The 25876-nt window shown below is 40.6% G+C and carries 25 protein-coding genes and 1 pseudogene; 13 read left to right on the top strand and 13 right to left on the bottom strand.

All coding sequences use genetic code 11. The annotated features are described in order from the left end of the window. Position 1: 1 nt before the first annotated feature. Positions 2-832: an ATP F0F1 synthase synthase gene (locus tag BTO08_RS12900; protein WP_105061200.1), complete on the top strand. Its 831-nt coding sequence runs from the start codon at positions 2-4 to the stop codon at positions 830-832. Positions 833-1067: 235 nt separating this feature from the next. Beyond that, positions 1068-1247: pseudogene (locus BTO08_RS12895) on the top strand (NAD(P)/FAD-dependent oxidoreductase); the annotation flags it as partial. Positions 1248-1323: 76 nt separating this feature from the next. Here the strand turns inward: BTO08_RS12895 and BTO08_RS12890 are convergent. Further along, a complete protein-coding gene (locus tag BTO08_RS12890) occupies positions 1324-2232 on the bottom strand; it encodes a LysR substrate-binding domain-containing protein (protein WP_105061199.1) in 909 nt (302 codons plus the stop codon). Between the two features lie 144 nt (positions 2233-2376). On the opposite strand from BTO08_RS12890, the gene BTO08_RS12885 reads away from it, so the two are divergent. From BTO08_RS12885 to cspE (BTO08_RS12855), 7 genes are all read left to right on the top strand, one after another. Next, a complete protein-coding gene (locus BTO08_RS12885) occupies positions 2377-2949 on the top strand; it encodes an isochorismatase family cysteine hydrolase (RefSeq protein ID WP_347337944.1) in 573 nt (190 codons plus the stop codon). A gap of 31 nt (positions 2950-2980) precedes the next feature. Next, positions 2981-4048, top strand: a complete 1068-nt coding sequence (locus BTO08_RS12880; RefSeq protein WP_105061198.1) for an FUSC family protein — start codon at positions 2981-2983, stop codon at positions 4046-4048. A 283-nt stretch (positions 4049-4331) separates the two neighbouring features. Beyond that, positions 4332-4565: a transcription antiterminator/RNA stability regulator CspE gene (cspE, locus tag BTO08_RS12875; RefSeq protein ID WP_370444651.1), complete on the top strand. Its 234-nt coding sequence runs from the start codon at positions 4332-4334 to the stop codon at positions 4563-4565. A gap of 338 nt (positions 4566-4903) precedes the next feature. Continuing rightward, on the top strand, positions 4904-5113 hold the full coding sequence (locus tag BTO08_RS12870; RefSeq protein ID WP_045084684.1) for a hypothetical protein: 210 nt from the start codon (positions 4904-4906) through the stop codon (positions 5111-5113). Positions 5114-5338: 225 nt separating this feature from the next. Beyond that, positions 5339-5551 (top strand): transcription antiterminator/RNA stability regulator CspE, encoded by a 213-nt coding sequence (gene cspE / locus BTO08_RS12865; RefSeq protein WP_005372111.1) that lies wholly within the window; start codon positions 5339-5341, stop codon positions 5549-5551. 253 nt (positions 5552-5804) lie between these two features. Beyond that, positions 5805-6017: a transcription antiterminator/RNA stability regulator CspE gene (gene cspE, locus BTO08_RS12860; protein WP_045084685.1), complete on the top strand. Its 213-nt coding sequence runs from the start codon at positions 5805-5807 to the stop codon at positions 6015-6017. 252 nt (positions 6018-6269) lie between these two features. Next, on the top strand, positions 6270-6482 hold the full coding sequence (gene cspE, locus BTO08_RS12855) for a transcription antiterminator/RNA stability regulator CspE (RefSeq protein ID WP_006647467.1): 213 nt from the start codon (positions 6270-6272) through the stop codon (positions 6480-6482). 178 nt (positions 6483-6660) lie between these two features. Here cspE (BTO08_RS12855) and adiA (BTO08_RS12850) read toward each other — a convergent pair whose 3' ends face one another. From adiA (BTO08_RS12850) to potE, 3 genes are all read right to left on the bottom strand, one after another. Then, complete coding sequence (adiA, locus tag BTO08_RS12850; RefSeq protein ID WP_105061197.1) at positions 6661-8958, bottom strand: arginine decarboxylase; 2298 nt, start codon at positions 8956-8958, stop codon at positions 6661-6663. Positions 8959-9683: 725 nt separating this feature from the next. Next, entirely contained in the window at positions 9684-11987 is a 2304-nt protein-coding gene (adiA, locus tag BTO08_RS12845) for an arginine decarboxylase (RefSeq protein ID WP_105061196.1), read from the bottom strand. A gap of 219 nt (positions 11988-12206) precedes the next feature. Next, positions 12207-13529, bottom strand: coding sequence for a putrescine-ornithine antiporter (gene potE, locus BTO08_RS12840; protein WP_105061195.1), 1323 nt, complete (start codon positions 13527-13529; stop codon positions 12207-12209). Positions 13530-14285: 756 nt separating this feature from the next. Between potE and BTO08_RS22490 the strand changes: the two genes are divergently transcribed. Then, the gene (locus BTO08_RS22490; RefSeq protein ID WP_105061194.1) at positions 14286-15026 is read left to right on the top strand and encodes a type II secretion system protein; all 741 of its coding nucleotides are present in this window, start codon (positions 14286-14288) and stop codon (positions 15024-15026) included. A 75-nt stretch (positions 15027-15101) separates the two neighbouring features. On the opposite strand, the gene BTO08_RS12830 is transcribed toward BTO08_RS22490, so the two are convergent. The 3 genes from BTO08_RS12830 to BTO08_RS12820 form a co-directional block, all read right to left on the bottom strand. Next, positions 15102-15569 carry a glycine zipper 2TM domain-containing protein gene (locus tag BTO08_RS12830; RefSeq protein WP_045130319.1) on the bottom strand — a complete coding sequence of 156 codons (468 nt, stop codon included), beginning with the start codon at positions 15567-15569 and terminating at the stop codon, positions 15102-15104. Between the two features lie 120 nt (positions 15570-15689). Continuing rightward, positions 15690-16277 (bottom strand): tRNA-uridine aminocarboxypropyltransferase, encoded by a 588-nt coding sequence (locus BTO08_RS12825; RefSeq protein ID WP_105061193.1) that lies wholly within the window; start codon positions 16275-16277, stop codon positions 15690-15692. A 78-nt stretch (positions 16278-16355) separates the two neighbouring features. Further along, complete coding sequence (locus BTO08_RS12820; protein ID WP_105061192.1) at positions 16356-16772, bottom strand: hypothetical protein; 417 nt, start codon at positions 16770-16772, stop codon at positions 16356-16358. A 60-nt stretch (positions 16773-16832) separates the two neighbouring features. On the opposite strand from BTO08_RS12820, the gene BTO08_RS12815 reads away from it, so the two are divergent. Continuing rightward, entirely contained in the window at positions 16833-17291 is a 459-nt protein-coding gene (locus BTO08_RS12815) for an EVE domain-containing protein (protein WP_105061191.1), read from the top strand. 57 nt (positions 17292-17348) lie between these two features. On the opposite strand, the gene BTO08_RS12810 is transcribed toward BTO08_RS12815, so the two are convergent. Together BTO08_RS12810 and BTO08_RS12805 are read right to left on the bottom strand one after the other, a co-directional pair. Continuing rightward, positions 17349-18155, bottom strand: coding sequence for a Cof-type HAD-IIB family hydrolase (locus tag BTO08_RS12810; protein WP_105061190.1), 807 nt, complete (start codon positions 18153-18155; stop codon positions 17349-17351). Between the two features lie 157 nt (positions 18156-18312). After that, positions 18313-19233, bottom strand: a complete 921-nt coding sequence (locus tag BTO08_RS12805; protein ID WP_105061344.1) for an alpha/beta fold hydrolase — start codon at positions 19231-19233, stop codon at positions 18313-18315. 265 nt (positions 19234-19498) lie between these two features. Between BTO08_RS12805 and rhtB the strand changes: the two genes are divergently transcribed. Next, positions 19499-20116, top strand: a complete 618-nt coding sequence (rhtB, locus tag BTO08_RS12800) for a homoserine/homoserine lactone efflux protein (RefSeq protein ID WP_105061189.1) — start codon at positions 19499-19501, stop codon at positions 20114-20116. A gap of 29 nt (positions 20117-20145) precedes the next feature. After that, positions 20146-21369 (top strand): EAL and HDOD domain-containing protein, encoded by a 1224-nt coding sequence (locus BTO08_RS12795; protein WP_105061188.1) that lies wholly within the window; start codon positions 20146-20148, stop codon positions 21367-21369. A 144-nt stretch (positions 21370-21513) separates the two neighbouring features. On the opposite strand, the gene BTO08_RS12790 is transcribed toward BTO08_RS12795, so the two are convergent. From BTO08_RS12790 to BTO08_RS12775, 4 genes are all read right to left on the bottom strand, one after another. Further along, the gene (locus BTO08_RS12790) at positions 21514-21990 is read right to left on the bottom strand and encodes a Dps family protein (protein WP_105061187.1); all 477 of its coding nucleotides are present in this window, start codon (positions 21988-21990) and stop codon (positions 21514-21516) included. Between the two features lie 209 nt (positions 21991-22199). Next, complete coding sequence (locus BTO08_RS12785; protein ID WP_105061186.1) at positions 22200-23084, bottom strand: patatin-like phospholipase family protein; 885 nt, start codon at positions 23082-23084, stop codon at positions 22200-22202. 103 nt (positions 23085-23187) lie between these two features. Further along, the gene (locus tag BTO08_RS12780; RefSeq protein WP_045084698.1) at positions 23188-24045 is read right to left on the bottom strand and encodes a LysR family transcriptional regulator; all 858 of its coding nucleotides are present in this window, start codon (positions 24043-24045) and stop codon (positions 23188-23190) included. A gap of 113 nt (positions 24046-24158) precedes the next feature. Beyond that, a complete protein-coding gene (locus tag BTO08_RS12775) occupies positions 24159-25754 on the bottom strand; it encodes an AbgT family transporter (RefSeq protein WP_105061185.1) in 1596 nt (531 codons plus the stop codon). Between the last annotated feature and the right edge of the window lie 122 nt (positions 25755-25876).

Genomic DNA, 25876 nt, shown 5'->3' with positions numbered 1-25876 from the left:
TGTGGATTCAGTACTGACTAAAGTTAAAGGTCGCAGTAAAAAGAATGTATTTAAGCTGCTTTCAGATGAAACGTTGTTCGAAGAGTTGCTCGTTACTGATGATGCCTGTGTCGAGTATACCCCTGACCACAACCTAGACGAGGATTCGTGGTTTAAAATCGATAACTTTAGTCAACAGCCATACTGTCTTGATATTCTTAAAGTCGATTTTGATTCAAAAGACTATGACGACCTTCCAAAAGCTAAGTTTAAAGACATTGCTCAGCTTTATGCGATTCAAGGTAATAATTTTTATTTTCAAAAAATAACGCCTTCCCTTTTTGTCACCAAGAAGATGATTGCATTCGGCGAAGCTGCGGAGCTTGAAAGTACTGAAAAGCGTTTGGTTGTTAATCAAGTGGCTGATGCTGTCTATTACAAAGCGCAGGATAAGTTAGTATTTAAGAGTCTAGCGACAATATCTAGCATCTTTAAAGGTATTGATGAGCTCTACAAAGAAGCAACAAAAGAAGAGGTTGAAAAGTTCTTAGAAGAGGACTTTATTGAGCTTTCTGATGGCTATGATACCTCTAAAGTATCGAAGCCTAATCGTAAACGTATCGCATTGGCAATGGATACACTGGCGGCATTGCCAGTGGAAGAACGAGATCAAATGTACTCGTATATTCATAGTTACTGCGAGCAAAAGTTAACGTTCGATAAAGAAAACAGTAAGTTTGAAATCAACTCAGACGATGAGCTGAAATATTTGCTCTACGGTATTGAGCAGCGTTTTTACACTACACCTTTAGGGCATGAAAAGCGTTTGGCTAATTCTGTTCAACTTATGTAAGACGTTCAAGTAATAGTTATGCATAACTATTTTATACCGCTTGGATCTTAGTCAGACTGATAATGTGTTCGAAAGACGGATGAATAATCTTGATGTAATCAATGTTGAACCATAAATTTAATTTTTGCATCAGTTCTGTTTCTTGAGGGCTTTGACCATTAAAAGACCATCTCTAAATGAGAAAGACAGAATTGATAAATTATATTTTTGACAACATTTCGACTGTGTTAGGAATACAGCAGAAGTGACATTAGGCGGCGTTGATACCGATGAGCTATCCTCAAAAACCATGGAAACTAAGAAAGTTAAAGGCTTGTACTTTGCGGGTGAAGTGATGGATGTGAGTGGTTGGTTAGGTGGCTATAACTTCCAGTGGGCATGGAGCTCTGGTTATGTTGCTGGGCAATATGCCTAATTTATTTCATACAATATTTTGTCTCTAGTTTTAATACTCTCTTATTAAGAAAGATAAGAGAGTATCTCCCTGCCTATCACGACGTTACTGACTTTTCTTGTTTGAGCGTGTCTTGTAGCCAAGCAATGACGTTTTGTACTTCTGGCCTGTTCTGGCTTTCTTTCTTACTGACGATGAAATAGCTACAACGGCTTAATACACTATGGGGTGTAAGCTCTGCTAATAAGCCTGCTTTTATTTCATCGTTGACAAACATTCGATGTGTAACAAAAACACCCAACCCTGCGATAGCAGCTTCAATTGCCTGCACAGAACTTTGAAAATAACGCCGCTTGGTGTTGTTAGGTACATCGACGCCTAAGCTTTGACACCAATGTGTCCAATCTGAGTCACGTAGAGAGCGATCCACCCAAATCGTTGGCTGTTCAGCAAAGTAGTTATCTAAATCATCAGGAAGAGGCTTTTTGGCGGGGCTACCGACTAGCACCAACCTATCTTCATTCCAAGGAACCACATTGTACTCAGGCCATTCATTTCCCTCACCATAACAAATAGCAATATCAAGGTTATGGGGAAGGAGCTCTAATGCCAACGTTGAATGCGTAGAAAAGCGTAAATCAATATCAGGATACTTTTCTTGTAATGCTGGCATTCGAGGAATTAACCATTTTAGCCCTAAGGAAGGAATAATACTGATAGAGATCTGCTGCTGAGAGGTTAACTCTCGAAGAGTTGCCTGTTCAATGATATTTATCCCCTCTTGAATGGCACGTTGATAGCGTTTTCCATCTTCTGTTAACGTCATTTGACGTGTTGTGCGATGAAATAACCGCTTTCCGAGATAGCTTTCAAGGCTTTGAATACTTTGACTAACAGCAGAGTGAGTGACGCACAACTCATTGGCTGCTTTAGAAAAATTAAGGTGTTTACATACGCTGAGAAAAACAGGCAGCGATTTTAATGGCGGTATATGCTTCATTTTCATTTGTTAGAAAAACTTACATAACCGTAAGTATATATCGTTTCTCTCTATTGTCGCTAAAAACTAAAATACAGTGAAAACAATATGAAATAGTCATATTTAGCAGGATATCTAATTGAAGTGCTAATGACCTAACAAGAGAAAATTATGATGAAAAAAGCATTACTCGTTATCGATTTTATTAATGATATTGTCCACCCCGACGGAAAAATCCCATCATGTGCTTCGCATGTTCAAGAACAAAATGCGATACCCCATACCAACCAAGCGCTTGCATATGCCCGTAAAAATGATTGGTTAGTGATTCTCGTTAAAGTCGGATTCGAATCCCATTATTATGCCCAACCCAAAAACTCACCAATCTTTGGTTTGGCTAATCAATATAAGGCATTGCAGTTAGGCTGCTTTGGTACTGAATTTCATGATGATTTAGATGTACAACCGAGTGACTTTATTATTGAAAAACCAAGAATTAGCCCTTTTTACGGTACACCATTAGAAGCGGTTTTACGTGCCAACCGTATTGAACATGTGTATTTAACTGGTGTGAGTACCACTTTAGCTATTCAATCGACGACCCGAGATGCGCATGACCGCGATTATAAAGTGACGATCATTGAAGACGCTTGTGCTGCAGACAGTCAGCAAACACATCAACAGTCTATTGAGTTGCTTTCTCGACTTGCCGAAGTGATCAGTGTTGAACAGCTTACCTGTTAGTAATTGAGACAAATACAAGAGCATAAAGCCGATGAAAATGACATGGGGCTATAATCAGTGGCATATAAAACAGACGCTATCTGCATGGTGTGATGTGCCAACGCTTGTTTGTATGACGGTTGCTATCTTTCCCTGTTTCATTGTGGCGTGTATAACTGGCGATCATCGTTATCTGCAACTGGGGTTGGTGAGTGGGGCACTATTTTGTGTGCAAAATAGTTTAGGCTTAAGTGGGTTATTAGAAACGTGCTTACATTGGCTGGCTATTATTTTGGGTTTTACGGTCCTTTATTGGGTGCAAAGCTCTCCTTTGTTATTCGCTTTGTTCAGTGCTTTATTGGGTGCGATTTGCGCCAGTTTTTCTTATTGGGATCAAAATTTAAAATCGTTAGGAAATTGGATATTGATCCCTGTGTTATATTTAAGTTGTGAGCTTTATGATCGTGTAACCCCTCATACATTTACTCTTGCGTATATAAAATTACTTGAGCAATTACCCGTTAGCTTAATTGGACCAATATTGGTTTTAGTCTGTTTAAATATGGCTAAAATACCGAAAGATCGGACATATGCTCTAATTGGTAGGGATCATCCCTATATCGTTAAAAAACAACCAGTGGTCATTTACTCGGTATTAAGTATTTTCTTCGCTATTTTTATGACCGCTGTTTTTGTTAAATATTTCGCTATAAAGCAAGGACAGTGGGTTATTTGGTCTTCGGTGAGTGTGATAACCGGAGAGCTAAGTAGCATGCATAAAAAGTTTAAACATCGAGGTAGAGGGGCGGTATTAGGTTTAAGTTTAGGAGGAGGGGCTGTTTATCTATCTTCATTTATTGGAAGTGTTACATTACTAAATAGCTTTGCCGCTTTTCTTATTCCTTTAACTCTAGTCATTAAACCTTATCCTGTCGCTTTTACATTACGTTGTATGCTTATTGCCATTGCTGCTGGCTCGATGGCACATACAGAATCAATTGCGATGGCTCGAATGTTCGATGTTGTATTGGGTGGTGCGATTGGTGTGATAAGTGTTTATGTTGTGACTTATGTTATTAGCCTTTTATTGAAAATAAAGAGAGGAAAAGAGGACTATTGAAGCGACATTTAAACCTAAAACATTTATTTTAAATTTAAAAGTATTACTATCAATGAGTTACAACGATAACCAATAATTATAGAAAATAACCCTTTACAATTATTGGTTATAAGACAATAATGGCGTCGCTCTGTTGTTCAGAGTTATTAATGAAACATCAAGTAAAAGTAAAACCTCAGAATTTCTTCGTTATTGTTGTCATCCTCAGTGTTTCCCTTAGCTTCATCGTCACATTCAATAATTCAAGCTTTCAGCGCATCGTGATTTTTTATTGCGATAACTCATGAATTTTAATTTAAATAAGGGACACAATATGTCTACTGGTATCGTTAAGTGGTTCAACGAAGAGAAAGGTTTCGGTTTCATTACTCAGGATAATGGCGGCGCTGACGTATTCGTTCATTTCCGTGCTATCGCTTCTGAAGGTTTTAAAACTTTGGCTGAAGGCCAAAAAGTTTCTTTCGAAGTAGAGCAAGGTCAAAAAGGCCTACAAGCAGCTAACGTTGTAGCGCTATAAGAATTTAAGTTGGCGCAAAGAGTTATATACTATTTGCGCCGCTTTCAAAGTAAAAATAATTAGTTATACCGTACCATCGAAAATAATAACCACTTCCAATATCTGCTTTTGTTTGTATTTGTCGTTACGTTCCTATTTCCCTCGTTACCTATAATAAATAGATTTTATACTCATTTTATAATTTAAATGTACTAAGAAATATCTTATAAGTTCATTTAAGTTGATGATAAAGCTAAGGATATGCTTATGTCTCGATCTCTTGGTCGTAAACGATTTTGGTTTCAACAAAACCGCCCTGTAAATACAATAAATACACAAACAAAAGAAGCAGTAAAATAATGAACGTAAATTTTAACTTATTAAAAAATAAACATTCTTGGAACTCAAAAATTCATCAGTTAAATAGTGATGTATTAACCCGACATGTATTAATGAAAGGGAATGTTGATAATGTGGATATTAATTTCTCATACTGTGAAAAAACAGGTAAAGGCGATATTACTAATTCCGATAATAAATTAATTGGTAATTTCACCATCTCATATTAATACTCAAAGAGTATTAAATTAATCGAATAAACACATTCGCTTAATTTAATAATCTTACTCGCTGAAAATTGAAATTTGTCATCTTTTTCGTAGAAGAAAACTGTTTATCGCTGCATTTATGTTGTTTTATCCGTGTTTCCCTTTGCTTTATCGATAGTTCAAACATCGTTATTTCGGCCGTCGCGTGTTGCGACACCTCAATGAAATACATATAAGGGACACATAATGTCTAATAAAACACTTGGTTTAGTAAAATGGTTTAACGAAGAGAAAGGTTTTGGTTTTCTAACTCAAGACAATGGCGGCGCTGACGTCTTCGTTCACTTCCGTGCTATCGCTTCAGAAGGTTTTAAAACCTTAACTGAAGGTCAGAAAGTTTCATTTGACGTAGAGCAAGGCCAGAAAGGTCTGCAAGCGGCAAATGTGGTTGGTCTGTAAAGGCTGACGATCAGGTAGCAGCATTGCTGCTACCTGAACATCCACTAGGGTGTTTAACTAAAGAAGATATTAGTTAAATGTCTTACTCGCTGAAAATTGAAATTTGTCATCTTTTTCGTAGAAGAAAACTGTTTATCGCTGCATTTATGTTGTTTTATCCGTGTTTCCCTTTGCTTTATCGATAGTTCAAACATCGTTATTTCGGCCGTCGCGTGTTGCGACACCTCAATGAAATACACATAAGGGACACATAATGTCTAATAAAACACTTGGTTTAGTAAAATGGTTTAACGAAGAGAAAGGTTTTGGTTTTCTAACTCAAGACAATGGCGGCGCTGATGTCTTCGTTCACTTCCGTGCCATCGCTTCAGAAGGGTTTAAAACCTTAGCTGAAGGTCAGAAAGTTTCATTTGACGTAGAGCAAGGCCAAAAAGGTCTGCAAGCGGCAAATGTGGTTGGTCTGTAAAGACTGACGATCAGGTAGCGGCATCGCTGCTACCTGAACATCCACTAGGGTGTTTAACTAAAGAAGATATTAGTTAAATGTCTTACTCGCTGAAAATTGAAATTTGTCATCTTTTTCGTAGAAGAAAACTGTTTATCGCTGCATTTATGTTGTTTTATCCGTGTTTCCCTTTGCTTTATCGATAGTTCAAACATCGTTATTTCGGCCGTCGCGTATTGCGCACCTCAATGAAATACATATAAGGGACACATAATGTCTAATAAAACACTTGGTTTAGTAAAATGGTTTAACGAAGAGAAAGGTTTTGGTTTTCTAACTCAAGACAATGGCGGCGCTGACGTCTTCGTTCACTTCCGTGCTATCGCTTCAGAAGGTTTTAAAACCTTAACTGAAGGTCAGAAAGTTTCATTTGACGTAGAGCAAGGCCAAAAAGGTCTGCAAGCGGCAAATGTTATCGCGCTATAAGTTTATCTGTTGATAAGCATGAAATGCTGGCTAAGGCCGGCATTTTTTATATCTGTAATTTGGCGTCATTGATTGCGATGTAATACGCACGATATTAATTTTATGAATGGAATGACATAAAAAAATCCCCACTCAATGAGCGGGGATTTAGGTAGTCACACGTTATCGATTTAGTCGATTATAGAGCGTCTTTTTTGATACAAAGAACGTGGTATTTACCGTCTTCGATCTCTGCGCCTTCAGTTTCGTGTTCGAAACCTGGGAATTCTGCATCCCATGCTTCTAGTGCTTTCAAGTACTGAATTTGAGGACTTGTTTCGTCACCGAAGTTTTCACCACCCATTAGCATTGGGATGCCTGGTGGGTAAGGGATAACAGAGTTCGCTGCAACACGACCTACTAGCTTGTCAGAAGGTACTAGCTCAACGTCATCAGATACGACGAACTGGTAAGCAGTACGTGGTTTCACTTCCATTACAGGAAGGCTTGAGTAAGCATGGTTTAGTACTTGGCTTGGGTTATGGCGAACTAGGTATTCAAACATCTTGTTACCTAGATCTTTAAGACCAAGACCTTTGTACACTTCTGGAGCTGATGCAACTAACTCAGGTAATAGTGTTTCGATATCTGCGTTAGCATCGTAGTGACGCTTGAATGACAACAATGTGTTGATCAATGTATCACGCTTACCTTTAGTAATACCCATTGAGAATAGGAACATTACTTGGAAGTCAGTAGTACGTGTTGGTACGATACCGAAACGACCTAGGTATGCAGTCACAAGCGCTGCTGGAACACCTGTTTCTAGGAAGTTACCGTTGTCGTCAAGTCCAGGAGTTAGCAAGCTAACTTTGATAGGATCAAGCATACACCAGTCATTGTCGATTTCGTCAAAGCCGTGCCACTTGTCGCCAGGAGTTAGTTTCCAGTTCTCTTGGATAGTCATTAGAGACTCAACAGATGCATCTTCAAAGTTAACCTTGTCACCGTTCATTTCTGTAACAGTTTCTGCGTTCCAAGGTTTGAAGAACCAATCGTTGTCATTGGTGTAGTTGTTGAATAGCTGACGCATGTTTTGACGGAAGATGATCGCTTCGCGGTTTACTTCGTCAGTCAGTGTTTTACCACTTTCGCCTTTCATCATGTTAGCTGCAACATCGTTAGACGCACAGATTGCGTATAGTGGCGATGTTGAAGTGTGCATCATGTATGCTTGGTTGAAACGGTCAAAGTTGATCGCGTCTTCACCGTTACGTACGTGAATGTATGATGCTTGAGACAATGCATTCAATAACTTGTGAGTTGAGTGAGTTGCAAATACTGTTGGACCTTTGTGGTCTTTAGCATCGCCACGCATTGCGAAGTGACCCTTGTAGATAGGGTTAAAGCGTGCGTAACCGAACCATGCTTCATCCATGTGAATACGGCTAGAGCTTTCGCCTAGTAGCGATTCAGTCACTTCAGAGTGGTAACATAAACCGTCGTAAGTACAGTTAGTTACAACCGCGTAGCCTGCTTTTTTCTCATCAGCGTTGAAAGGAATGCCAGCATTTTTAGCTTTAAGTGCAATGCCTTCTTTGCTCATTTGAACTTGGCTGATTGGACCGATAATACCGTAACAGTTACGGCTAGGTACCATGTAGATAGGGCGTGCACCCGTTAAGATCAGACCTTGCTCGATTGATTTGTGACAGTTACGGTCACAAATAGCGATGTCGTCATCTTTCAAACATGCTTGCATGATTGTACGGTTTGAACCAGAAGTACCTACGATACCAGAGTAAGATTGGTGAGCACCAAATACTTTAGCTGCTTCAACTTCTGAATCTTTGAATGCGCCGCTGTGGTCAAGTAGAGAACCTAGTGCTGCACGTTCGATACCCATATCGGTACGGAATAGATTTTCGCCGAAGAATTCGAAGAATTGGTTACCAGCAGGAGTCTTAGTAAAACCGATACCACCTTGGTGACCAGGTGCAGACCATGAGTACTCATGGATGTCGTTGTAGTGCATCATCGCTTTCATGAAAGGCGGTAGCACTTGTGAGCGGTAACGACGCATAGCAGCAACGATACGGCCTGCAACGAAGTCTGCAGTATCTTCTAGTACTGAGTAACACTCATCAACACGTTCCATTAACTGGCGGTTGTTAAGAATAGAAGTACGAGCGCGTTCTGCTAGTAGAAATACTGGCACTTCAGGTTGACGTGCTTGTAGTGCTGCTAACAAATCAACTTCTTCGTGAGAGTTAACGATTTGCTCTTCAGTTTTTTCTAGTGCTAATACAAGGCTATCGATTTGAGATGCCATGATAACCGCACGTGCATCTTCGTAAGAAGTTGCTGTAACGATTTCGATAGTGCGGCTTTCTAATTCAGCGATTAATGACTTAGTTGCACGATCTGCAAAGCTGTTTGGAGTAATGTTTTGGTGCTCAATAACGAGAGCGCGCATTTTATTAGTACTATTATTCATAATAATGCCTGAATACAAATGATTGATGCAGATATCTTTCGATTTATAAGTGATATAAAGCAATAAAATATCTAGCAGAATTTGTTGAGAATAAAATAAACAACCTCTTAATTAATATCGATATTAAATATAGAGGGATTGCTGCTTATTATCTTTATTCTTACTGCCTGTTAATTAACAAGTGATTTTTCGTATTTAAATTCGATAGATTTAAATAATTAAAATATAACTCTTGTTTATAAGAATGATATTTTAAGTTGAATAGTTATCTTGTCTTCGAGGTATATAATGCGCTCTTTTCACAAAAATAAAACCATATAAACGGAATGAATTATTGCATTTTTATCGAAAAATAAGCCGATAAGTATCATTATTCGACCATGTTTTTTCATAAATCGTTCGGCAATGTTACATTTGATGTTTTTTTGAAATTAAATCTATTGTTTACAATGGGTTGGGGGTGATGCCTTGGGTTTCATATTAAACTCAAATAATGGCCTGATTTTGATTATGCATAAATAGTGAGAATAAATTCATATCAAAATTTAAAAATATTTTCTTAAGTGGGGTTTAAGTTATATTTAAATTGTATTTATTTAAGTTGCGGTGAGAGTTCGGTAAGAGAGGTACCCGTTTTTGGGGATATATTACTGTGATTTAAAGGCATAAAAAAATCCCCACTCAATGAGTGGGGATTTAGGTAGTCACCTTATCGACTTAGTCGATTATAGAGCGTCTTTTTTGATACAAAGAACGTGGTATTTACCGTCTTCGATCTCTGCGCCTTCAGTTTCGTGTTCGAAACCTGGGAATTCTGCATCCCATGCTTCTAGTGCTTTCAAGTACTGGATTTGAGGACTTGTTTCGTCACCGAAGTTTTCACCACCCATTAGCATTGGGATGCCTGGTGGGTAAGGGATAACAGAGTTCGCTGCAACACGACCCACTAGCTTGTCAGAAGGTACTAGCTCAACGTCATCAGACACTACGAACTGGTAAGCAGTACGTGGTTTCACTTCCATTACAGGAAGGCTTGAGTAAGCATGGTTTAGTACTTGGCTTGGGTTATGGCGAACTAGGTATTCAAACATCTTGTTACCTAGATCTTTAAGACCAAGACCTTTGTACACTTCTGGAGCTGATGCAACTAGCTCAGGTAATAGTGTTTCGATATCTGCGTTAGCATCGTAGTGACGCTTGAATGACAACAATGTGTTGATCAATGTGTCACGTTTACCTTTAGTAATACCCATTGAGAATAGGAACATTACTTGGAAGTCAGTAGTACGTGTTGGTACGATACCGAAACGACCTAGGTATGCAGTCACAAGCGCTGCTGGAACACCTGTTTCTAGGAAGTTACCGTTGTCGTCAAGTCCAGGAGTTAGCAAGCTAACTTTGATAGGATCAAGCATACACCAGTCATTGTCGATTTCGTCAAAGCCGTGCCACTTGTCGCCAGGAGTTAGTTTCCAGTTCTCTTGGATAGTCATTAGAGACTCAACAGATGCATCTTCAAAGTTAACCTTGTCACCGTTCATTTCTGTAACAGTTTCTGCGTTCCAAGGTTTGAAGAACCAATCGTTGTCATTGGTGTAGTTGTTGAATAGCTGACGCATGTTTTGACGGAAGATGATCGCTTCGCGGTTTACTTCGTCAGTCAGTGTTTTACCACTTTCGCCTTTCATCATGTTAGCAGCAACATCGTTAGACGCACAGATTGCGTATAGTGGCGATGTTGAAGTGTGCATCATGTATGCTTGGTTGAAACGGTCAAAGTTGATCGCGTCTTCACCGTTACGTACGTGAATGTATGATGCTTGAGACAATGCATTCAATAACTTGTGAGTTGAGTGAGTTGCAAATACTGTTGGACCTTTGTGGTCTTTAGCATCACCACGCATTGCGAAGTGACCCTTGTAGATAGGGTTAAAACGTGCGTAACCGAACCATGCTTCATCCATGTGAATACGGCTAGAGCTTTCGCCTAGTAGTGATTCAGTCACTTCAGAGTGGTAACATAAACCGTCGTAAGTACAGTTAGTTACAACCGCGTAGCCTGCTTTTTTCTCATCAGCGTTGAAAGGAATGCCAGCATTTTTAGCTTTAAGTGCAATGCCTTCTTTGCTCATTTGAACTTGGCTGATTGGACCGATAATACCGTAACAGTTACGGCTAGGTACCATGTAGATAGGGCGTGCACCCGTTAAGATCAGACCTTGCTCGATTGATTTGTGACAGTTACGGTCACAAATAGCGATGTCGTCATCTTTCAAACATGCTTGCATGATTGTACGGTTTGAACCAGAAGTACCTACGATACCAGAGTAAGATTGGTGAGCACCAAATACTTTAGCTGCTTCAACTTCTGAATCTTTGAATGCGCCGCTGTGGTCAAGTAGAGAACCTAGTGCTGCACGTTCGATACCCATATCGGTACGGAATAGATTTTCGCCGAAGAATTCGAAGAATTGGTTACCAGCAGGGGTCTTAGTAAAACCGATACCACCTTGGTGACCAGGCGCAGACCATGAGTACTCATGGATGTCGTTGTAGTGCATCATCGCTTTCATGAAAGGCGGTAGCACTTGTGAACGGTAACGACGCATTGAAGCAACGATACGGCCTGCAACGAAGTCTGCAGTATCTTCTAGTACTGAGTAACACTCATCAACACGTTCCATTAACTGGCGGTTGTTAAGAATAGAAGTACGAGCGCGTTCTGCTAGTAGAAATACTGGCACTTCAGGTTGACGTGCTTGTAGTGCTGCTAACAAATCAACTTCTTCGTGAGAGTTAACGATTTGCTCTTCAGTTTTTTCTAGTGCTAATACAAGGCTATCGATTTGAGATGCCATGATAACTGCACGTGCATCTTCGTAAGAAGTTGCTGTAACGATTTCGATAGTGCGGCTTTCTAATTCAGCGATTAATGATTTAGTTGCACGATCTGCAAAGCTGTTTGGAGTAATGTTTTGGTGCTCAATAACGAGAGCACGCATTTTATTTGTACTATTATTGTTGTTCATAATAACGCCTGAATAAAATGATTGAAGGCAGATGTGTTTTACCGCGACATAATTAATATGAAGTAATAAAAGTGTCGTACCTAATATTTTTAGAAGGGAATAAATAATGCTGTTTATTAATGTCTATATTAATTTAAAGCTTCTTTATTATTTATTCCCATTTCCTTTCTAGCTGGTTATTAATAAATTTCTTTATTATCGAATTTATTAAATCTTTAATTAGTTAGATTCTACTGGTTTTACATCACGAGCAGCGATGAATCCATAGAAGATGTAACCGAATAGCATCAAGATGGTACCGCCGAACACAGCTGTTGCACCACAAGCGTACACACCGTAAATACTGTAGATAACGGCTAATGTACCCACAACAGCGCCTAGGCGGTATTGTTTTGGTGTAACTTTGTTCTTGCGAAGTAGTACTTCCAAACCTGTCATAGATAGGATGTAAGGTACCATGTTAATAAATACGGCTAGGTTCAATAGTGCGTTGAACTGGCTGATCAAGTTTGGAGAAATAGTCATCACAGCAAGAATCAATTCAGCAACTAGCATGATAAGCATACCGGCAATTGGTGCACCTGCTTTGTTAGTCTTAGCGAAGATTTTAGGGAATAGACCTTCTTCTGCTGCTGATTTAGATACTTGAGCGTTAGTGAACTGCCAACCTAATAGTGAACCGATACATGCGATAACCGCTGCTAGTGTAACAATGTTACCTACTGTTGGGTTAAACATGTGGCTGAATACTAAGCCAAATGGTGCAGTAGATGCTGCTAGTTCTGCGTTAGGAATAATACCTTGGATAACACCAGTAGACGCAATGTAGATAACAGCCGCGAAACCTGTACCAAATAGTACTGCTAGAGGTACGTTACGCTCTGGGTTTTCAACTGCATCAGAGTTAGCACCAGCAGATTCAATACCTAGGAATGCCCATAGTGTTAGTGCGATACCTGAAGATACAGAGTGCATTGTTGTGTCATGGTGTGGGTTCCATGCGCTCATGAATGTTTGTGGATCGAACCACCACCAACCGATAACAGATAGACCAAGTACAGGTAAAATAATACCCCAAACAGTGAATGCTGAGATTTGACCTGTGATCTTAGGACCACCAAAGTTAGCAACCATAGTAATGATAAGAATTGCACACACACCGAAGAAAGTGTGTACTGGCGTATCTAACCAAGGCATGAATGGCTTAATGTAACCAACAGCTGATACGGCAATTGCTACACAACTAATTACTAGACATACATAGTATGTGTAAGAAGAGATAAAGAAAGATGATTTGCCGTGTGCTTCTTCTGCGTAAGCTGACATACCGCCTGAACGTTTACAAAAAGCACCACATTTAGCGAACGTGTAAGCAATACACATTGCACCTAATGCTGTAACCACCCAAGACAACATTGAAATCGCACCAACTTGAGCCAAGCTCGCTGGTAGCATAATAATACCGGAACCCATCATGTTAACTGCAACAAGTACAGTTAAGCCGACAAGGCCCATTTTTTTAGTGCCAGTATCTGATGACATATATTCACCTATGATTAGAAGGTAATAACTACAAATAAAATAAGTAAGTAGTTATTGTTATATTTAATAAGACCCAATCCATGGTGAATTCATTAATAACAGTTAGGTTATTGATTATTATTTTTTAGTAGGGGGAACAAACTAAAAAATAACTCAGATATAAACCTTGGTTATTAAGACTTATATATGAGAGTGAACTCTTCATCCCTTCGATGGAGCGTATAATGCGACTGTTTTGGTAAAAAAAAAACGTTAATTTCGGAATGAAACGTTCCATTTTTAGTGTTAAAAATGACAAACAGTATCGTTATTCGATCAGTAACTATCGTGAATAACGCCGGTTTGTAAGTTGTTGTTGTCAGGTGTTTTTTTAAAATAACAATGAATAACAATAGGTTGAAAATCTCATATGATGAGATTTATCATACAAAACAGACCGGAAAAGTGAATAATTAAAATATAGTTATTCACTTTTTGTGCGGTTAAATGCCATTTGTATAGCGTTTATTTTTTTCTTATTCAGGGTTAATTTTTATTTAATGACAGTAAAAAGTACTTTTTTAGTAAGAAATCGGCGTCATTTTGAGAGGTATAGTAAAAACTTAAATGATACGTTCAGGATTCATTAATAATAAATGGAATATTAATAATATTTTTAATCGTTTTTTGTAATAAAAGACCGTCATTATTTTCAATAAAAATACTTATTGATTTATTATGCCTTTAAATCATGATTTAGGTGTTGGCGGTAGATAAATGAAGCGTAAATTCGGTTTTACTCTTATAGAACTAGTCATAGTGATTGTTATCTTAGGTATTTTAGCTGTTGTTGCGGTACCCAAATATCTGCAAATACAATCCGATGCTCGTAAGGCTGATCTCCATCAGCTAGCCGGTACGTTGCAATCAACATCTGTAACCGTAAACGCCAAAGCGATGATGAGTGGGAAAGAAACAGCTTTAGTGAGTACCGTTGATGGTATATCGATAGCGAATGGTTATCCCACAGCAACGAAGAGCGGTATTGTTCAAGCGCTAGCCTCACCGAATACTTGGTATCATTATTCTATTGATATGAAAAAGCTCGCGTTAGGTGATCATTTTTGGAGTGGCTGGGCTGGCAGCAAGCTGCAACTGAATATGGGGATGATGATTTTTTCATTAAAAGATCTATCTGGACTTTCACAAAAGCAGATTTTAGATACTCATTGTTATGTCATGTACGTTGATTTAGCAGAGGGAGCGGAAGTGTCTAGTAATACTGCTCCCATTCCTGAGAGTAGTGATAAATCGGTATCAGGCTGGCGAAATAAACTGTATCAGTTCCATAAGAAAATTTGGCAGGAAGGGATTTGCCCTTATGTATTAGCGCCCTTTCATTTAGATAGCTATTTTAATATCTGCCATCAAGCAACAGATAATAAAGCTCATAATAATAACAATGAGCCTAATTTGTTAAATGCTCCGATGATTACAGTTGTTGATGACAAATGTTGAGGCACTACCTATCACTATCAAAGAAAAAGGCGCTAAATTAGCGCCTTTTTGGTGTTGTTTAAGAAGAAATAATACTTAAGCTGGAGTCACGCGAGAAGTGCCATCGTCTGAGATGTTAATTTGAACACGCTCACCGGTGTGGAACATGACGTTTGGATTAACTTGCTGCACGATAGAGACGGTACGGCCACTGTTTAACTTAATGGTTAAGTTAACACCATTACGTTTTGTGACTTGCTCACCTGCTTCATTACCTAAATAACCGCCGAGTAATGCACCACCAATGGTTGCAATTTCAGAGCCTGTACCACCACCTACGCCAGAGCCTAAAATCCCACCAATGGCACCGCCTGCAAGAGTACCAATGCCATTACCGTTACCATTTAATGTTACCGCTTGGGTGCGAACCACAGTACCGTAATATACTTCTTGCATCTGGCGTGCATCATTAACATTGTAAGCATTACCATAAGGATTGGCTGCACAGCCTGCGAGACCTAACGTTGATAAAATCACGGTTAAGGCAAGTATCTTTGTTTTCATGTTGTTTCTTCAATAAAAATACAGTGTTTAAATATTGGGTGTAATTTGAGCTCATTCGATAAGAAAAGAAAGCACGAAAACTCATTTTACTAAAACAGTAAATATAAGGTATTGAATCTGTTAATACGTCTTCTTATATCCACTTTTATCAGCATGAAAAGTATCAATAAATGCCGTGAAGTATTGGTGTAACTGTGCTGCTTCTGTTGTGAATTGAAGTTGAGTAAGTAGCGCTATCCCCACTTCACAGGTACATAAATTACCGTCTTGTTGATTACGTCGTAAGGCGTAGTTTGATGCCTGTTGTGGCGTTAAAGCTAAACGCGGCAAGTCACTAAGCCAAGGGCTTTTACGTACCATTTTTTTCGCTTCTTGCCAGGTGGCATCAAGAATAATAAACAGGGGAGTGGGTTGGTCAGCTTGGGCTTGAGGTAGCTCGATACTCGGATGTTGTTCATCGCTTGGGAAAACCAGATAAGCTTGGTAGCAAGGATCACGCAGTTGCGCTAGCAAGTGTGCTGGCGGCTCTGTACGTTGCCATACCTCAACGCGGCAATAGGGCAAGCTGTTTACCAGTAACTTACCTGTGTTGGTATCTTTATTAAGCTCTCGAGGGTGAGTTAATAACACAAAGTGTGCGGGGCACTGAAGGTGTGGCTCAAGGTTGCAAATACAATTGTGCTGAAAGCCACAGCGAGGGCATGACATGGTTATTTCTCCTAACCTCAAATACCCTTGCAGTGTGGCATAAGTCGATGTCTTAAGTCACGACAGTGATAGTGGCGTTTAGTTTTGTTTTGTCAGCACTAGCCCATTATTACCGATGTGATATTTCTGACCGTTGACAGTTTCCTCTGTTGCGCTGAGCTGCTGCTTACTTGGATCAAAAGTATAAATACGTTCGCTATTGAGCCCATGATGTGAGGTCATCTTTACTTGCAGTTGAGTGTCGCTGATCGCTTGCCAATTTCCGTTTTCTTTTAGACTTGGATCACCATTGGTATATTGATATGTGGTTGTCGCAGAGTGATCGCTTTTAAGGCTCAGTAGAGTCGTTAATCCCATTTCTGGCTGACTTTGATACTCACCCACCCAAGTACTATTACTGTCATCGCCACCAAAGCTACTTGGTAACCAACTTGCACAGCCAGTTAGCGTAGATGCGGTAAAGATAAGGGCTAGGGGTAACCGTGAAACTGTCATTTTATTCTCTCTATGGTAGGCTCAAATTCATGAGGAAGTTGGCAGTAATGGTAGAACAATATGGCCTATTGGTTATTTAAAACCGAACCAGATACATTTTCTATAGACACCCTAAAATCACAAAAAGTTTCACCTTGGGAAGGCGTCCGTAATTATCAGGCACGTAATATGTTACGTGATGAGGTGAAATTAGGCGATCAAGTCTTCATTTATCATTCATCGTGTAAAGATGTCGGTGTGGTTGGGATCGCAACGGTGGTGAAAGCCTCGTATCCTGATCACTTCCAGTTTGATCCCGAAAGCCCGTATTTTGACCCGAAATCAGATCCTGAGAACCCGCGCTGGTTTATGGTCGATATTGAATACCAACGTCACTTACGGTTAGTTAGCTTAAAACGTATGAAAGCCAATCCAGCCTTGGCTGAAATGCCACTGGTAAAAAAAGGCAGTCGTTTAAGTGTGATGCCTGTTACTGATGCGCAATGGCAGGAAATTTTAACCATGACAGGGCAGTTCTAAGCTGTTTTTCAAGGTGAAAAGAAAAAGGCTGTGTTTAACAGCCTTTCTATTGGTTTGTTATGGGTGATTAAGGAGGTGCTTTTCTAAGTAGTGCGCTACCGCTTCATCAGCACTCGAACCAATAACGTCATTATCTGGCAGTGCTTGTTTCACTTTGTCATGAGAGGTGCCCATGATTAAGCCTTTACCTGCCATTGATAGCATTTCAACATCATTCATTCCATCGCCAAAGGCAATACAATCATCTAACGTCAGCTCGAGCGCTTTGGCTACAGCGGCTAAGGCATCGCCTTTAGATACGCCCGCATCCATCACTTCTAAGCACCAAGGTGTGGAAAACGCGATATTCGCTTTATCTTTAAACTCTTGATTAAATGCTTGCTCCCACTTCACCATCTTCTCATGGTCAAGATCGTCACGGGTGAAGAACACTTTTAATACGTTATCTGTTGGCGGGTTCTCAACATCAAATAACTGATAGTTAAAGCTATCGTGGAAATCACGCAGTGCTTCATTTTCATGATTGAGTAGCCAATGGTCGCCTTGGTACAAGTGAATGTGTAAATCAGGATCGTGCTTTGCTAGTGCAATAACGCCACGGATCACTTCAGGACTTAAACTTTGTTGGAACACAAGATTACCGTCGGCATCATGCACACTGGCGCCATTTGATGTGATCATGTAAGCCGGAATACCCAGTTTTTCACGCATTTCAGCGACATCTATATGGTGGCGACCTGTTGCAAATACAAAATGCTTATTGTGTTGATAAAGACGTTGTAAGACATCTTGAGTAAACGGGGCGATCTTATGCTCAGGAGTAAGCAAGGTGCCATCTAGATCTGAAGCAACAATTTTAAACATGTGAACTCTCGATAGTAAAACGGGCGGTAATGGTATGTAGCATGCCAATGAGAGATTAATTCTAGAACAAGTCAAAGAGGAAAAAAGAGGCTAAAGTTGGATAATTAGACTTCCGCTTTTCGTTCGCTTGATAAAAACGAAAGTCTGTTAGTGAAGATTAAGCAAAATGCGTCAAGAGTGCGGCAATCGCTTGGTTACGGAGTGGATCACTTTCAAATAAGATCTCATGGCGAGAACCTTCAATAATCTTAAAATCACAGTGTCCAGAGCCTTGGTTTAGCTGTTGATGAAATTGCTGCTGACAGGCGTTATCAACAATTTTATCTTCACTGCCTTGAAGTAAAAGAACAGGGATAGTGATGGTATTGGCTTGTTGAATCGCTCGACGTGCCGCTTTAATGCTTTCCCATACCCAGTGATTACTTGCGCCACCAATACGTAATTCAGGGCGAACATCATAAAGATCGCGAAACCACTGGTAACGTGTTTGGCTGTGGGTGAGTAAGTTGCCATCGAACGGTTTTGCATAATAGGGCTTTTGACCAATAGCATAGTGAGGTTGACGACGAAATAATTCGGTGATGCCGATCAAGGCTTCGGCAAAGGGCTTTAAGTGAGGTTTAACATAGATACCATGCATCGGCGCACTAAGTACGGCGCGGTCAAAAAGAGTGGGATAACGAGCAAGTGCTAAACTGGTGATTGCCCCTCCCATTGAATGACCAAGGATGAAGTGCTGTTTATAACCTTGTGGTTTGACGATGTTTTGCATAAAAAGATGCAAGTCTTCAACGTAGTCATCAAAGTCTTCGACATACCCCAATTCATGATCGGCGACTAAGCGTTCAGACACACCCTGACCACGATGGTCGAAGGAATAAACATGGTAGCCTTGTTTGACTAAATCATAGAACAGCTCTTGGTATTTCCAATAGGTTTCTACTCGTCCATTAACCACGATAATGACTTTATCACTGCACTTTGGGGTTAAACTGACCCATCCTAATTCACATTGTTTAACGCCCGTAAATTTTCCTTCGTGACGTTGTTGCCACATTTCACTTACCGCACTCGTCATTGTGTCTGTGAAATGTTCTTCTTGAGAAAAAGAGGGAAAAGTCGAAGGTTGACAAGTCATTAAAGCGCGTCCGAAATTTATCTGTTTGAAAATCATCACAGCAAATTATGGCGTGGCGATTACTGTGGATTAGTCAAAAATGGTATACTTAATACAGTATACCTTATTTATCTAAGACAGAATAAGTGTATCCATATTGCTTTATTTGTTCTATTCAGGTTATAAACGCATTTTATAAATGTCATAAAAATTTCACTGAGATCACATGAGTATTGATGTTTGGTTAGCATATTTGCTCGCTGCAGTTATCTTTAGTTTTGCACCAGGCTCTGGTACCGTAAATTCAATCAGTAATGGGATGGTTTATGGCTGGCGTAAGTCATTAGCCTCTATTATCGGCTTGCAGTGTGGCATGGCAGCACACATCATTCTTGTTGGCGTAGGGTTAGGAACGATAGTCGCCGGCTCTGAGTTGGCTTTTACCATTATTAAGTGGCTAGGTGCGGTGTACTTAGTGTGGCTAGGGATCCAAAAGTGGCGCGAGAAGTCAGCATTAGCCATAGATGAGCGTGATAGTTCTGTATCGGCTGCCACATTGTTTAAACGGGCAGTGTTTGTCAATTTAACCAATCCTAAAACAATAGTTTTCTTAGTTGCGTTATTTCCTCAGTTTATCAACCCATTAGAACCTCAATTACCGCAGTTATTGGTACTTGGTATAACGACATTAGTCGTCGATGGTTGTGTAATGTTATTTTATGTACTGTTAGCGTCACGCTTTACCCGCTATATCCGTTCAACAACGGTGATGTCTCGTTTAAACCGTTTATTCGGATCTATGTTTATCGGATGTGGTGCTTTACTTGCTTTGGCTCGAGCGTAAATTTTGATGATAGATAAAGGAAAGGTTTGATGTATTCCTATGTTGCTCGTCAGCCAATTTTTAATCGTAAACAACAAACGATTGGCTATGAATTATTATTTCGTGACGGAGAAAGTAATGCTTTCCCGAATATCGATGCGAGTGAAGCGACATGTCGCTTAGTCATGGAAAATTACATGGCGATTGGTGACAACCGCTCATACAAAGGTCAGAGAAACTTTATTAATTTTCCTGAGCATTGTTTGATTGAATTGATGCCACTATTACTGCCTAAAGATAAAGTTATTATTGAAATCCTTGAAAGTTGTCGTCCAAGTGATGAGCTTTTACAGGCAGTTAAACATCTTCATCAAAAAGGTTATCTCTTTGCGCTTGATGATTTTGATTGTCATCCTGAATGGCAGCGTTTCCTGCCGTACATCTCAGTCATTAAGTTAGATTTACTGGCGTTAGGTCTCGATCAAGCCTGCCAATATGTAAAAGATAACCAGCACCTAAAAGCTAAGTTTTTAGCAGAAAAAGTTGAAACTTATGAGGATTATGCGCAAGCACTAGCTGTAGGATTTCATTTATTCCAAGGTTATTTTTTCAGTAAACCTGAAGTGCTAAAAAGCCGCAAAGTGGCACCATCAGAGCTTACAACGGTACAGCTACTGCATGAAATTTCCCATGATCCGGTAGACTTCTCGCGCATCGAAACTATTATTAGCCGCGACGTTTCTCTGTCCTATTTATTACTTCGTTACGTCAATACCGTGACCAAGCGTTTACGCTCACCGATCAGCTCATTTCGCCAAGCTTTAGTGTATTTAGGTGAAGATAACTTACGCTTATTTATTGGTGTTGTAGCGACCGCGCATGCTGCGCTCGAGAAGCCGAAAGAGCTTTATGCTTTATCGTTATTACGCGCCAAAATGTGTGAGTTACTGGTGACAAAAGGCGGTATTGTGCTTCGCTCAGAACAAGCCTTTTTAGCTGGGATGTTCTCGTTATTGGATGCATTGCTTGATAACTCACTAGAGAGCTTACTGAACATGATCCAGCTTCAACCTGAAATTAAATCCGCACTTTTACAACGTAATGGACGATTAGGCTTAGTGTTGGATGTGGTTGATGCGTTTTGTACTGCAGATTGGACACGGGTACAAATTTGTTGTCAGGTGCTTGGAATAAAAGAAGAAGTGGTGCATGAAAGTTATTTGTCTGCGGTTGAGTGGGCAGATAAATGTACCGCGGTGAATTTAAAGCGATAAAAAAATGGGGGCTATGTAGTCTCGCCCCCGAATAGGAATCGTAATATTGTTGTTGGTGAGTCAGAGGGAGCAGCGTCGTTGATACAACGCTGCAAGAGCATAATATGGCCCGACTAAATCCATATCAGCTTGTTTATCTTTTTTCTATTGACGGTATGCGTTTAACATCCATAGCAGTTTTTCTTGCTCACGGATGTAATCACCCATCAATGCTGCCGTACCTTCATCATCCGCATCACCTGCTTGCGCTAAAATTTGACGTTCTAAACGTAGCAAGACACTAAAGCCATTCACTAAGCCTTCAACACATTCTTTACCTTGCGTTGCATTGTGATGTTCTTTGATATCACTCGCGGCGAGGTAACTACTGAAGCTATGATCTGGCGTATGACCAAGGGTTAAAATACGCTCTGCAAGTTCATCGATTTTTAGCTGAAGATCGGTGTAGATCTCTTCAAACTTCACATGAAGTTCAAAAAACTCTTGTCCTTTAATATTCCAGTGATAGCCACGGGTATTCATGTATAACACTTGGTAATCAGCTAATAATTTATTGAGGTCTGTAGCCAGAGCTTGCGCTTTTTGGGTATCGAGACCGATTAAATTCATTTCGCTAGTCATGCTACTTTCCTCACTTATTCGATAAATTGGCTAAAAGGTGCTTACCTCTCAGAAGATGTGTTCAGTATAGGATGAATCTTATGATAGGTATAACTGTTAGGTTCTATTGTACCAATAGGTAGTGGCTATCTTTATTGGCTGGATAAGAGAAAGCCACCAGATGTGATTCGGTAAACATCGAGTGGCTTTCTAAAGATATTTATTACTATTTACGCGGCGATTAAATCACCGTGGCAGTTTTCACCATAACAAGGGGTGATACCACAAATACGGTTGCCAGCGGCTTTACCCATCGCATAGCCTTGTTCTAGCTTATCGAGATTACGGGTTAAACGTCCAACTTGAAAATCGTTATTAGGCGCAATGACTGTGATTTTACAATCTTTCGGTGGGTGATTGATAAAATCGAGCGCGGCGTTATAGCGTTGAGCACGTTTGATCACCGAATCTGCAAATGCAGGATGATCGTGGAACATGGATTTGATCAACCATGGCACTTTGGTTTCGGCTTTGTGGAAACCTAAAGGCTTAGACAGTACTACCGTAATATCACGGGCCCCGCGACGGTAAGCTTCGATAACAGGGATGGAATCTGCTACGCCGCCATCACTCATTGCAATGCCATTAATAGTAGGGTTGTGGCGATAAGCAATGGGTAGGGCACAGGTCGCTTCCATCACGGGGGTCAGGTTATTGCGAGTGACTTCAATGTACTCGGCTTTACCGGTTTCTAGATTTGTTGTGGTAGCAAATAAGGGAATTTGACGCTGCTCATATTTGTGTAAGTTGAGTGGAAGATGACGGGTACTGGTTCGCCATAACCAATCAATATCAGTGAGGTGTCCACCATGAGTAAATCGTGAAAAGTTAATAAACTCAGGAGCACGGGAATATTCGGTAATGATTTTATGGCTACGTCCGTAATTACCACATAGGTAACCAATGAGGTTGGTTGCCCCAGCTGACACCCCAATCGCAAAATCAAAGTCAACATAGTTGTTATCGAGAAAGGCATCGAGTACGCCACTCGCAAAAATACCGCGCATTGCACCGCCTTCAACAACCAGTGCTCGTGAATTTTCTGCTGTGCTCATACCAAACTACCCATAACTAGAATTAAGTGACCAATGTCACAAGAATAAAGTGAGCTGGGCTGTAGTAATAGTCGGTTTTTCTTATCAGTGTGATAGGAAAAACTTAACCTTTTTCTGCTTGGGTGGTGGTAACACTTTGGCTCAATACTTTAATACATTCAGAAAGGGCTGGGTTTAAGGTTTTACTGGCGGGATAGCACAGCCCTAAACGGCGGAACATGCGTGGGCCTTCGAGTGGAACGGTCACTAATTGATTAGCACTTTCCAGCACTCCTGTAGGTAAAAACGAAATGCCAAGCCCTGCTTGAACCAAGTGCATGACTTGAGTTTTATGCTCAGCTTTTGCAACGAGATTAACGGATAGGCCATCACAGGCGAGTAAGCTGATGGTTTGCTGATGGGCTTCGCAAGGTGGGCACTCAATAAAATCATGCTGATGTAATTGCTCAGGCGAGACCGACGGTAAGTTTGCCAACGGGTGATCCGGCAACATGCAAAGCACGTAATCTTCATCCCATAGTGGTAAGAAAATCTCATCTTCGGCTTTGAACATATCAAGAGTTAAGCGTGCATCAGCAGGTTTCTCGTGATCAACCAGTTCGAGCGATAAATTGGCAATATTGTGGTGTAAGGTTGCAAAGACTTTCGCCAGTTGGCTTTGGCTTAAATCAGGAAAATTTGCCAAGGTTAATGGTAAGCGCTCGGTTCGTTGCTGGAACAGCTGCGGTAGGGTATTCACATCATTAAGCAAACGGATTGCTAAGGGATATAAGTAGTGAGCTTCATCGGTGACATCAACCCCTTTTTTATGACGTAAGAACAGCACAGTATTCAGCTCTTGCTCTAGTTGTTTAATACCGTTGGAAATCGATGGCTGAGAAACAAAGCAGCGCTCTGCGGCAAGGGTGATGTTTTTTTCTTCATAAACCGCAATGAAAAAGCGTAGTAGTCGTAAATCCATCGTAAGTTACCTGAATATGATGCTAATTAAGCAGATTATCATAGGAATCGAATAAGCGGGAAAACAGGCACAAAAAAGCCGGACATGGTGTCCGGCTAAAGGGGGATTACAGGTTAACCTGCGATGTTGTAGTAAGTATTAGCACCTGGGCCGACTGGGATACCCAGAACGAACACCCAAACATAGAACATGATGCTCCAGCCAATCACGAATACAATCGAGTAAGGTAGCATAGTTGAAATTAGCGTACCTAAACCAAGGTTCTTCTGGTAGCGAGTGGCTACCGCTAAGATCATACCGAAGTAGCTCATCATAGGGGTGATGATGTTGGTAACAGAATCACCGATACGGTATGCCGCTTGAATTGTTTCAGGCGCGTAACCTACCAGCATTAACATTGGAATAAAGATAGGTGCGGTTACCGCCCACTGTGCTGATGCCGAACCAATCATTAGGTTGATAAAGCCACACATTAGGATGAAGGCGAAGAACAGCGCAGGACCTGTTAGACCAATAGACTGTAGGAAATCTGCACCACCAACTGCGAACACTTGACCGAAGTTAGTCCACTTAAAGAACGCCACGAATTGGGCTGCGAAGAACACCAGTACAATGTACATACCCATTGATGACATTGACACAGACATCGCGTTGATCACATCACGGTCGTTCTTCATTGTGCCTACTACTTTACCGTAGACAAAACCTGGGATGGCGAAGAACACGAAGATAAATGCCACAATACCTTTAAGGAACGGAGAGCCTGCCACTAAACCTGTTTGTGGATTACGTAAAATACCGTCAGCAGGCACAATCGTCAGTGCTAGTAGTGCTGCAACAACCAGTGCAGCAAGACCAGCCGCTTTCAAACCTTTCTTTTCAAGCGCAGTCAGTTTGCCCATTTTATCTTGGCTTAAATCATCACTGGCTTCAGAGGCATCGTATTTGCCCAATTTTGGTTCAACGATTTTCTCAGTAACGAATGCACCCATGATGGTGATAGCAAAGGTTGAAGCAAACATGAAGTACCAGTTCACTTCTGGGCCAACAATGTAATTAGGATCGATCATCTGTGCTGCAGTTTGGGTAATACCCGATAGCAGTGGATCAACCGTACCTAGTAGTAAGTTCGCACTGTAACCACCTGATACACCAGCAAAAGCGGCAGCAAGACCTGCTAATGGGTGACGACCTAGCGAGTGGAATAGCATTGCCGCAAGTGGAATAAGTACCACGTAGCCAAGTTCAGAGGCGGTGTTAGAGATAATACCGGCAAATACTACAACCAGCGTTACCATACGACGAGATGCGCCCATTACTAAACCACGCATCGCCGAAGAAAGTAGGCCTGAGTGTTCAGCAATCGCGACACCTAACATGGCAACCAGTACGGTACCTAGTGGGGCAAAGCCAGTGAAGTTTTTCACAAGGTTTGCCACGATAAGTTGCAAGCCTTCAGCATTTAATAGGCTGACCACGTGGATCATACCGTCTGTAGCACGACCTGCCGCGCCTTCTGGTCGAGGATCGGCAACAGAAACACCGAAATAGCCTGCAATGCCAGAGGCAACTAAAATCGCGACACAGAAGATAGCGAAGAGTGTGATTGGGTGAGGTAATAAGTTACCTAACCATTCGACGGTATCAAGAAAACGAGTAAAAAGTGTTTTCTTAGGTTGTGGTTGTTGTTGTGAAGCTGATGAATGCATCACTACCTCCAATATAGTTTTAATCCCATCAATGGGTACTGCTTTTGTGAATGAGATGTTATATCGCAAAATGTTGTGAAATCAATGTTAAATTGTTTCTAATTGTAAATGAGTAATAAATA

Origin of the sequence: Photobacterium angustum (genome assembly GCF_002954615.1) — a bacterium.
Lineage (GTDB): Bacteria > Pseudomonadota > Gammaproteobacteria > Enterobacterales > Vibrionaceae > Photobacterium > Photobacterium angustum_A.
This window is presented reverse-complemented; position numbering and strand designations above follow the sequence as displayed.